The organism is Oceanobacillus damuensis (assembly GCF_001618145.1).
Lineage (GTDB): Bacteria > Bacillota > Bacilli > Bacillales > Amphibacillaceae > Oceanobacillus > Oceanobacillus damuensis.
Map to the genome: position 1 here is coordinate 55,711 of NZ_LQNF01000028.1, position 11,308 is coordinate 67,018.

7 protein-coding genes are annotated in these 11,308 nt (G+C 44.8%); 4 read left to right on the top strand and 3 right to left on the bottom strand.

Translation table 11 applies throughout. The features are described 5' to 3' along the window. Positions 1-867 precede the first annotated feature (867 nt). Positions 868-2,922, top strand: a complete 2,055-nt coding sequence (locus tag A4245_RS14840) for a beta-glucosidase (protein WP_407668393.1) — start codon at positions 868-870, stop codon at positions 2,920-2,922. 193 nt (positions 2,923-3,115) lie between these two features. Continuing rightward, a complete protein-coding gene (locus tag A4245_RS14845) occupies positions 3,116-4,651 on the top strand; it encodes a right-handed parallel beta-helix repeat-containing protein (RefSeq protein WP_084268827.1) in 1,536 nt (511 codons plus the stop codon). Positions 4,652-4,840: 189 nt separating this feature from the next. Here the strand turns inward: A4245_RS14845 and A4245_RS14850 are convergent, their stop codons facing one another. Genes A4245_RS14850 through A4245_RS14860 form a run of 3 tightly spaced genes read right to left on the bottom strand, consistent with a single transcriptional unit; the run spans position 4,841 to position 7,609 of the window. Continuing rightward, on the bottom strand, positions 4,841-6,136 hold the full coding sequence (locus A4245_RS14850) for a TRAP transporter large permease (RefSeq protein WP_067729288.1): 1,296 nt from the start codon (positions 6,134-6,136) through the stop codon (positions 4,841-4,843). Further along, positions 6,136-6,621, bottom strand: coding sequence for a TRAP transporter small permease (locus tag A4245_RS14855; protein ID WP_067729290.1), 486 nt, complete (start codon positions 6,619-6,621; stop codon positions 6,136-6,138). The genes A4245_RS14850 and A4245_RS14855 overlap by 1 nt, the downstream gene beginning before the upstream one ends. Beyond that, positions 6,614-7,609, bottom strand: a complete 996-nt coding sequence (locus A4245_RS14860) for a TRAP transporter substrate-binding protein (RefSeq protein ID WP_067729292.1) — start codon at positions 7,607-7,609, stop codon at positions 6,614-6,616. Before A4245_RS14860 ends, A4245_RS14855 begins: the two co-directional genes overlap by 8 nt. A gap of 496 nt (positions 7,610-8,105) precedes the next feature. Between A4245_RS14860 and uxaC the strand changes: the two genes are divergently transcribed. Further along, entirely contained in the window at positions 8,106-9,503 is a 1,398-nt protein-coding gene (gene uxaC / locus A4245_RS14865; RefSeq protein WP_067729298.1) for a glucuronate isomerase, read from the top strand. A 78-nt stretch (positions 9,504-9,581) separates the two neighbouring features. Then, positions 9,582-10,991 (top strand): NADP-dependent phosphogluconate dehydrogenase, encoded by a 1,410-nt coding sequence (gene gndA / locus A4245_RS14870; protein WP_067729295.1) that lies wholly within the window; start codon positions 9,582-9,584, stop codon positions 10,989-10,991. Positions 10,992-11,308: the final 317 nt, after the last annotated feature.

Sequence of the window (11,308 nt, forward strand, 5' to 3'; positions counted from 1 at the left end):
TGCTTGCGTATGAAGTAATTCATGAATGGTAACTGAACTCCGTATGACGTTTAAAGAAACTTGCATGCTTGTCATTTAGATAAGCAAGTCAAAAAATCTCATTTTACCTTCTACGTGCCATTAGCGAGTGAGATTGCAGTATCCATTTTCACCGCGATTAGCTTTTCAAATATGATAGTGACGACGCTTATTTAATACATAGAAGTAGTTCCAGGCGTTCAGTATATTAGAAAAATGAAGTATAATGCTCATTAAAATTTATATATTTTGATGTTTATTTGATAAATCATTGCTTGCTACACTATTTGAGTACCTCTTTCAGGACTATAGGAGTGTTACTAATAGCGTGTTTTTTTGATCCATTTCTGTAATTAATCGTACATTAGACTAATAGACAATAAATAGTTTGGTGGATAAACTAATACAAGTGAGAAGGGAGAGGTTAAAACGAAATATTTCAGTACATAGAAAAGATACATAGTTTGTAAGGGAGAGATTGAGATGAAAAAACGAGTTAGTTCAATTTTTATGACAGCAATGATCCTCATGTCTTCGTTAGTAAATCCTGCTAATGCGATGACCGGTGGAACGGAAGGGACCAACCCTTGGATGAACACCGAGCTGTCTGCTGAGGAGCGCACCGAGCTGCTTCTCGATGAGATGACGATGGAACAGAAGATCCAGCAAATTGCTGTTTCACGCTTCAATGAGAACGACAAAGGTGAGACAGTCGTCATTGACAAGGGTGGTACAAGCGAGTACCAAAACGGCGAATTCGCACCTCAGGGTACCTTGCCAGGGTGTGAGTGGCAGGACACTGGCCGACAAATCCGTGGGATCGAGGAACTGGGCATCCCCACAATCCGCATGACCAACGGTGGTACTGGCGTGAAGGGCGGATCGTGTGGCAATGATCCGGAGGCGACGGGATTACCGTCTACCCCGGCGATGGCTGCAACCTTCAACCGTGAGCTGAACTATGAGGCTGGCCGAATTCTCGGCGAAGAAACACGTGCCTTCGCGCATCACGTGATGCTCGGGCCTGGCATGAACTTAATACGTCACCCGTACGGTGGCCGTAACTATGAATATTTCAGTGAGGACCCGTATTTGACTGGTATACTTGCGACTGAACAAGTCAAAGGCATCCAGGACCAAGGCGTTCAGGCACAGCTTAAGCACTTGGCCGGTAACGAGCAAGAGACTGAGCGATGGACGATGGGTGTCCAGGTTCCTTCACAGACCATGAACGAGCTGTACATGCTGCCTTTCGAGATGACCGTCAAGGATGCTGACCCAGCCTCCGTGATGTGCTCCTTCCCGGATGTTAACGGCACTTATGCTTGTGATAGCTCTGAATTGCTTCAAGATGCCCTGCGCGATAACTGGGGCTTTGACGGTTATGTTATGAGTGACCGTCGCGCAATTCACGACACAGTTGCTGCCATCAAGGCGGGCACGAATGTCGAGCTAGACTGGGCACCACAGTACTACACAGAGGAGAAAATCCAGGATGCTCTTGATTCTGGTGAAGTAACCGAGGACGACATCGATAATCTTCTTCGTCCACGCTACATCAAGATGATCGAGTATGGACATATGGATGAGCCTTACGATGAGTTCCTGCCGGAGATTGTCGATCCGATTGCTAACGGTGCAAGTGCTCGTAAGATGGCAGAGGAAGGTTCCGTACTGTTAAAGAACGATAACGACTTCTTGCCACTGGACGGTGAACCGGAGTCAATCGCATTGATCGGCCTGGAGTGGTTCGCAGGTGAGGCAAAGATGTCCCCACGCTCTATTCGGGACAATAACGATAACGTAAATACTCCTTATACGGTCACTCCGCAAGAAGGACTGGAGAACGTTATCGAGGAACTAGGCTATGACACTGAAGTAACATACAACGATGGCCGTGACCCTGAGGCTGCCGCTGAGCTGGCCGCTGAGTCCGACGTCGTACTTCTCATGATCGGTGACAACCCACATGAGACTGTGGACCGCGATACCCTTGGTTTCCCTGCCATCGACCTTGATGAACATAAGGATCGAGAAAACTATGTGGAGCAGGAGCCACTAATCGAGGCGGTTCTTGAGGCGAATGCGGAAAATACCGCTGTAGTTCTGAAGACTTCCGGTACGGTGCTTATGCCGTGGCTGGATGAAGTACCTGCAGTACTTGAAGCTTGGTTCCCAGGCATGGAGGATGGAAATGCCGTAGCCAACTTGCTTTACGGTAAAGTCAATCCTTCCGGTAAGCTGCCTATGACATTCGGTGCAACCGAGCGTGAAGCTGCCTTTGCAACAGAAGTGCAATTCCCTGGAACGCGTCAGGACACTGGTAAGACAGGCGGACCAGGCCCATACGGTGACGGTTCCGACCAATTAATCGCTCAATACACTGAGGGTCTAGAGATGGGCTACCGCTGGTATGAAGCAAACGATGTGGAGCCAGTATTCTCATTTGGACACGGTCTATCGTATACGACTTTCGAGTATAATGACCTTAAGGTGAAAAAGGTACGTGGTGAAGGTAATTCGAATGGAAAAGGCAACAAGAGTTCCCTGACCGGTATTGAAGTGTCCTTCACAATCAAGAACACAGGTGACGTTGCCGGAAAAGAAGCGGCACAGGTCTATCTGACACTTCCGGACGAGGCAGGACAGCCAACTAAACGTCTTGTCAACTTTGAGAAGGTTGATCTTGAGCCTGGTGAGAGTGAGCGTGTGACTGTGGAAATTAACCAGGCTGACTCTAACCACCCATTCTCTTATTTCACTCCGGAAGAGCCGGACAATCTGGAGAACTGGGCTGATGGCGAGTGGGAAACTGTTGACGGAAAGTACCAAGTGCATGTTGGTGGTTCCTCGGCAGACACCCCGCTGGAAAAGAGCGTGCCGTTGAAATTTCAAACTCAGTAAGGAAGATAGCAAGGGAAACACCCGTCAATGGGTCCCTCGCTATGGGATGACGATGGCGACCTGGTAGGGGTCGCCAGGCATCTCGAAAGTGGTGAGCCCGCGGGGCTTGGCGAATCACGCCGAGGCCGCGGGCTTATCGTTTTTCTCGACGCCTTCATGGGCGACGAGAGTCATGGAAGGATGTGAGTAGTTGATGAAGAAATACGCTCGGAATAGCAGGCGAGCTCTAGGGCATTCGTGGTTGGTGTTCCTTGTTCTGATGGTCTTCTTGGCCGCATGCACCGTCGAGAAACCTGACAAGCCAGCCGAGAGCGATGAAACTGTAGAACCGATACCGTCCGAGAGAGGTGAAAACGTGGAACCTGCCCAGTCCGAGCACGGCGACTGGCAGGCTCCCGGCTTGGTGGACCGGTCCGGCAACCCGATCGAGGTGCCGATGCCGGATCCGGCATCGGGCAGGACACTGGACGTTTCGGACTTCGGGGCAGATCCGAATCCGGACTCACACGACGACGCAGCAGCCATCAGGGCGGCCCTGGACGCGGCCGAACCGGGTGACGAAGTCCTGCTGCCGGCCGGCACGTATGACCTGCGCACCACTGACCCGACCGACGAGTCGGCGAACATCGTGCTTCGCAGCGGCGTGGACCTGCGCGGTGAAGGGCAGGAGCGTACGGTGCTGCTGACCTCCCTTGATGGCGAGGATGACAGCAGGGTAATACGCGGCTCAGGCGTCCATGACGTCATCGTCGCTGACTTTACCATCACCTCCCGACATGAGGGGCCACTCGGCGACGACCCCGACGACGGCGATGCGAGTGGCGGCCCGATGTACGGAATCTACCTTGGAGCCCCAAAAGGGCAGCCCAGTTCCCGAGTGCTGGTGGAGAATTTGGGCATCCGCAGGTTCGAGCGCCACGGTATCTCAGTCAAGGCAAGCCGTGAAGTGACCCTCTCCGGAAACTATATCAGCGAGGCAACTGCCGTCGGCCCCGGCGGACAGGGCTACGGCATTGCTATTGAGGGGTCAAGGGACCAGCACGATCCGAATGCCGCCAACGATTCCCGGCACAACGTCGTCATCGGCAATACATTCGATGGCAAGCATCTGCGGCACGCCATTCTGCTGCAGTTCCCAACGCACAACAATCTTGTGGCTGAGAACACCATCGTCGGCAGCCTCCTTGACGCCATCGACCTGCACGGCGAGGGTGAATACCTGAACGAAATCCGAGACAACACGGTCACCGGCGGGGATCGGGCGGGCATCGCTTTGGGCAATTCTGGAGGGTCCAAGAACAAGCACGACGCCTCAGGACCTGGAAACTGGGTACACTCCAACGACCTGATTGGAAACCGTCAGGGAGTCCTTGTCATACTGGGAACTCCGGACACCCTCATCGAGGACAACAGGATAACCGCCGGGGAGGATTCGAAAGCCGGAATCGAGGTCCGCAATGCGCCAGGAACGAAGTTGCACGGTAACCACATCACTGGAGGGACTGACGGGTTCTGGGCCATCCGGCTCAGTGAGGACCGCGGTACTGAAGGAAGGGGTATTGGAATACCCTCGGACATCAGGATTGAGTCCAACGTTATTCGACAGGCTGCTAACGGTATAAGGATGGATGCAGGGAAGGACCTCAGCATGGTGGAAAACATTGTCGACGGTATCGAAGGAGACGAACTGAAGGTGGGCGACGGGATAAAAAATTTAATGATACGTTAGAAAAAATAGTTGGTTATTATAAAAAATCCTTTGAAATTGCTGAGATAAAAGAAAGTAAAATTACGGTCTTAAAGGCGCTCATCGTGCACCTCAGTTCACAACGTTAATCATATTACCGTTTTAAAAAACTCCCAAACCTTTTGGTCTGGGAGTTTTTTGTTCGACAAAATTCGGGGAGTGACAGGCACCCTATAGTCCGAATAGGTTTGGTAAGAATAAACTTAGCTGCGGAACGAACGTAACAAATAGTAGTACTATAATTACTACTGCAAAGAACGGGAGCAGTGTTTTAATTACTTGCTCGATTCTCACATCTGCAACACTGGCACCGACAAATAATGCACTTCCTACTGGTGGTGTCATGTTCCCGATACATAAAGCGAAACATAGAATCATTCCAAAGTGTACAGGGTCAATTTGGAAGCTTTGGGCTACCGGTAAAAAGATTGGTGTGAATATGAGTACAGCTGGCGTTATATCCATGAATGTTCCTACAAGAAGCAGGATAACAAGCATGATCAGCATAATTCCAATCTGGTTTTCTGTAATGGATAACAGGGCATTACTGATTGTTTCAGGTAATCCCAAATACGACATTACTAATGAAAATAGCGCAGAAGCAGTTATCAGGAATAGAATCATACCAGTAATTTCAATCGTTTCTTTTAAAATCACCGGAATATCCTTAATTTTTAGGCTCTTGTATACCAATGCAAGGATAGTCGAGTATAGTACGGCAACTGCAGCACCTTCTGTTGCAGTGAATATTCCTGCGATGATACCGCCGATTACGATAACAATAAGAAGCAAGCTTGGAATGGCACTGCCGACAATATAAAACACATCTTTAACGCTCGGTAACTTTGATACCGGATAATTTTCCTTCTTCGCCATGAAAAAGGCAACAATCATAACAGCCAATCCCCAAAGGATACCAGGGATATAGCCAGCCATGAAAAGAGCTGCAACCGAAGTTCCGCCACTTACTAATGAATAGACAATTAACACAGAACTTGGCGGGATGATCAACCCTGTAGGTGCAGAAGCAATATTTACTGCTGCAGAGTAGGTTCGTTTATACCCTTGGTTGTCCTGCATAGGTGTCATAATTCGGCCCATTGCTGCCGCTGAGGCAACACTGGAACCGGCAATTGCTCCAAAAAGCATGTTTCCCACAACATTTGTATGGGCAAGCGAGCCTGGAAGTTTCCCAACAAGTACTTTCGCAAAGTTTACTAATCGAAAAGCTATCCCGCCTGTATTCATAATGATACCGGATAATACGAATAGCGGGATGGCGAGCATGGTAAAGTTATCTATCCCCGTTATCATCCGCTGAGCAGAGGTCATTATGGCAACATCGAAGGGAAGAACAAATAGAAAGGTCAAAACGGAACTAGCAATGATTGCTATTGCAATTGGAGCTCCAAACCATAATAAAAAGAAAAAGCTGATAAATAATATGATTCCTGCAATTGTTTCCATCAGACACCAACCTCCTCATTCTGGGTTTCCTTACCGATCAACATACTGTGAACAGTATAAAGGATGATAAGAATCCCACTGACTGGTAAAGCGGCATATACGATTGCCATGGAAATTCCTGTAGACGCCGCTGTCTGTGCAGAAGTCAATAGAACTACTTTCATTCCACCATAAACCATAAGAACGGATGTAAGTGCAATAATCAGTACATCGGTAACTCTTTCAAATATGGCCAGCGTTCGGTCATTGAACTTTTCTCTGAAGAAAAGGATTGCAATATGCTTCTTCGCTCCAAATACGTATGCAGCCGTCATTAATCCAAACCAAATCAGTAAATACCTTGTGATTTCTTCGGTACCTGGAGAAGAAATGTTAAATACATACCGTGCAAGCACTTGCCATATGGAAAAGATGACCATCATAATCAAAAGAATGGATGAAAACGTCAAGAGTGTCTTATCAAGCATGTCTTTAAATTTAGTCATTTGCTTTCCCTCCCATTATCAGTTGATAGATAGCTTCTGTTTTTTCATCCTTGGCATACGCTTTATGAAGAGGTTGTACAGCCTCGATAAATGGGTCTCTATCTACTTCGATAAATTCCACTCCCATTCGATCTTTTGCAATCTGTGTCTGCTCTTCTATTGCCGCTGACCATACATCTTCATGGAAGACGGTTGATTCATCTGCAGCTTCCTGTATGATTGTTTGTTCCTCTTCAGAAAATCGATTAAAGCTTTCAGCATTCATGATCAGCATATCCGGTACAATTTGATGGCCAGTGTACATATAATACTTGGCAACTTCTCCATGATTGTTTCCGACTAAAGCGGTTTCATTGTTCTCGGCCGCATCGATGACACCAGATTGCAGGGCAGTATATACTTCTCCATAAGCCATCGCTGTTGGGATGCCACCTAATGCTTCAACCATTTTAACGCTTGTTTGACTTGGCTGTACCCGAGTTTTTAAACCGCGCATATCCGAAACATCGTGCACTTCTCTATCTTTTGTATATAGATGTCTTGTGCCAGCATTATAATAAGTCAGACCGATAAACCCAATCTTTTCAGTCTGTTGATAAATTTGGTCTGTAATGGACTTATCATTCATGATCTGTTCAAATTCCTCATAGCTTTCAAAAACATATGGAAGACTGAAGATGGAATAATCGGATTCAAAGCCTTCTAATGCACTGGCACTTACCTTGGAAACATCTACTGCCCCCGTTTGTGTCAGTTCAATAACTTCTCTTTCACTACCCAACTGCCCATTTGGAAATATCTTAACCTGGATCGAATCGTTCGACTTCTCTTCCACTAACCTTCCAAATTCCACTAATGATTTGTGTACCGGGTGATCGAGTGACTGATTATGCGCAAGCTTAAGTTCCCTTGCCTCTGAATTGCCTGTTGCATTTTGACAGCCGGCGAGAATAAGAATCGCTGCTATCATTATTAATATCTTCTTCATTACGTAACCTCCTCGTAGTTGTTATTATTGAATCCACTGTTCGTTAAGTTTTCTCTTTAGGAGATAAAAGTATGGATGCGCTTAAATTTTAATTCCAGTTATAAAAAAATCACTTGTCTATTTTAAACTCCCCTTGAAACGCTATTTCAAACAAACAAATGGGTAAAGCATGGTGAGTTTTTCACCTATTATTTAGTTGGATATCGATATAAGCAGGTATATTAAAAAGCCCATTATTATTACCCCTGATAATTTGACGAGTCTTTCTTTGGATATATCCCCCTTACGTCATTGGAAATTTAGTTGAAAAAAATATGTGAAACGCTTGAAAATTAAAACGTTTACATATATCATAAGACAAGTATACGATAAATAGTTTATTTAGTAAACAAATTAATTATTTCCAGTAGCAATTTTTAAAATTAGGTTTTATGATGAATACGTCAGGAAAAAATTGCAAACGATTCTCATTATAAGAAGGAAAGGATGATTGAAAGTGAAAACTTTTATTACAGATGATTTTTTGCTTTATAATGATACGGCAAAGGAACTATATCACAATACGGCAAAGAACTTACCGATTATTGATTATCATAACCACCTGAACCAGCATGAGATACTCCAGGATAAGAACTACTCAAATCTAGCTGAAGTATGGCTGGGCGGAGACCACTATAAATGGCGTGCGCTAAGGGCAAATGGGATAAGCGAGGATTATATAACAGGAAATAAAAGTGACTATGAAAAATTTATCGCCTGGGCAAAAACGGTACCAAATACAATTGGAAATCCGCTCTATCACTGGACACATCTGGAATTGCTAAGATATTTTGATATCGATGAATTGCTGAATGAAGAGTCTGCAGCATCAATCTGGGAAGAAGCCAATCAGAAGTTGGCAAGACCGGAGCTTTCAACAAGATCCTTATTAAAAAATAAAAATGTCGAATTTGTCGGAACTACGGACGATCCAACAGATGATTTAGCAAGCCACCAGGAGCTGGCTAAGGAAAACATTTCGATGACTGTTTCTCCTTCGTTCAGGCCTGATAAAGGGTTAAGCATCGAAAATGAAGATTTCCAGGCCTGGGTTGAAAAGTTGGAACAAGCAACCAATACATCGATTGAAAACTACCGTGCATTTCTGGATGCATTGGCTAAACGTGTCGACTACTTTGATGAGAATGGCTGCAAAAGCTCCGATCATGGAATAAATGTAATGTTTTATGAGCCTGCAACGGAGAGCGAGGCAGCAACCATTTTTCAAAAACGTTTAAATGGAGAAGCATTATCTGAAAAGGAAGTGGAGCAGTTTAAAACCTTCACCCTGGTCACACTTGGTGAGCTCTATGCTGATAAAGGCTGGGTTATGCAGCTGCATATCAATCCGTTGCGGAACAACAGTACGAGAAGGTTTCAATTAATCGGTCCGGACAGTGGTTTCGATTCCATTGGCGATCGATTATTAGCCAATAAATTGTCAGGTCTGCTCGATGCGATGGATATCAAGGATAAACTTCCAAAAACAATTTTATATAGTTTAAATTCCCGCGATAACAATGTTTTGGCTGCGATGGCAGGCAACTTCCAAAGCGATGAGATTCCCGGTAAAGTTCAGTTCGGAACAGCATGGTGGTTTAATGACACCATTGATGGTATGGAAGATCAAATGAAAACATTGGCGAATATAGGGCTGATCAGCAATTTTGTTGGAATGCTGACTGACTCCAGAAGCTTCCTTTCATTTCCTAGACATGAATATTTCAGAAGGATATTGTGCAATTTACTAGGAACATGGGTAGAGCAGGGCAAAGCGCCAAAAGACATGGCACTGCTTGAAACATATGTAAAAAATATTTGCTATGAAAATGCAAAACGTTACTTTGGAATCTAGGTAATTTTATTTCAGGCAGTTATTATGTATAATGTAAATGATTCATTTCAAATATAGTCATAAGAGAGGAAATGATTTATCTTGAAACAACAAATTGGTGTTATTGGGTTAGCGGTAATGGGTAAAAATTTAGCGTTAAATATCGAAAGCAGAGGATATTCTGTCGCTGTATTTAACCGTTCATATGAAAAAACGCAAAGCTTTTTGGAAAATGAAGCAAAAGGCAAAAACTTTGTCGGTGGCGAGACAATCGAGGAATTTGTAAATTCACTTGAAAAGCCACGTAAAATTTTATTGATGGTTAAAGCAGGTCCTGCAACAGATGCAACAATCGAATCCTTGCAGCCGTATCTTGAAAAGGGCGATATTCTAATAGATGGTGGTAATACATTATTTGAAGATACAATCCGCCGTAATAAAATGCTTGATGAAACTGGGATCCACTTTATCGGAACAGGAGTTTCAGGTGGAGAAGAAGGAGCACTTAATGGCCCTTCCATGATGCCTGGTGGTCAGAAAGAAGCTTACGAGTTAGTGGCACCAATCTTTGAAGCTATTTCAGCAAAAGTTGATGGTGACCCATGTGTGACGTATATTGGACCAAATGGTGCCGGTCATTTCGTAAAAATGGTTCATAACGGAATCGAATATGGCGATATGCAATTGATTGCCGAAGCATATGATATTTTGAAAAATGTACTCGGCATGGAAGCTCAGGAGTTACATGAAGTGTTCACTGAATGGAATAAAGGTGAGCTTGACAGCTATCTAATTGAAATCACAGCTGACATTTTTACGAAAACAGATGATGAAACTGGGAAACCAATGGTAGATGTCATTATGGATAAGGCTGGCCAAAAAGGAACTGGTAAATGGACAAGCAAAAACGCATTGGATTTAGGCGTACCACTACCATTGATTACTGAATCTGTATTTGCACGCTTCATCTCTTCACTTAAAGATGAGCGTATAAAAGCAAGTAAAGTACTGAGTGGACCACAGACCGAAAACTATAATGGCGATCGCAAGGAACTGATCGAAGCGGTTCGCAAAGCATTGTATATGAGTAAAATAGTTTCTTATGCACAAGGGTTTGCCCAAATGCGCGCAGCTTCTGAAGAAAACAACTGGAATCTCCAATTCGGAGATATCGCTATGATCTGGCGTGGTGGATGTATTATCCGTGCCAACTTCCTGCAAAAAATCAAAGATGCCTATGATCGTGAACCGGAATTGGCTAACTTGATGCTTGATCCTTATTTCAAGGAAGTAGTGGAAGGCTATCAATCCGCATTGCGTGAAGTAGTGGCCGTTGCAATTAAAAACGGTATTGCAGTGCCGACATTCTCAAGTGCAGTTGCATATTTCGACAGCTACCGCACAGAAAATCTGCCAGCAAATCTGATTCAGGCCCAACGTGACTACTTTGGAGCCCATACGTACGAGCGTAAAGATAAAGAAGGAACATTCCATACAAACTGGTTTTAATTAACAAAACCAGAGGCTATTCAGCTGCCATTGCCTCGAGCAAGCCGAGCTGATGTTGCAAACAAAAAGAACTCTCCTATCCAGTGAATCTGGATAGGAGAGTTCTTTTGTCAATTCATCACTTTCGCACTAATAAAGTAAATTCAAACGTTAAAGGGTTAAACTTATAATGACACTAATAATCACTACTAACAGAAAAAAAGTAAGGCTGTTTTTCGCAATTAATGTAAACTGCGAAGTATACAAAGTCGGATAAGCGTCTTCGGCTACCGCTCGGGGAAATACACTGCGCGCATCCTAAGGCGGCTGGTGAGCCC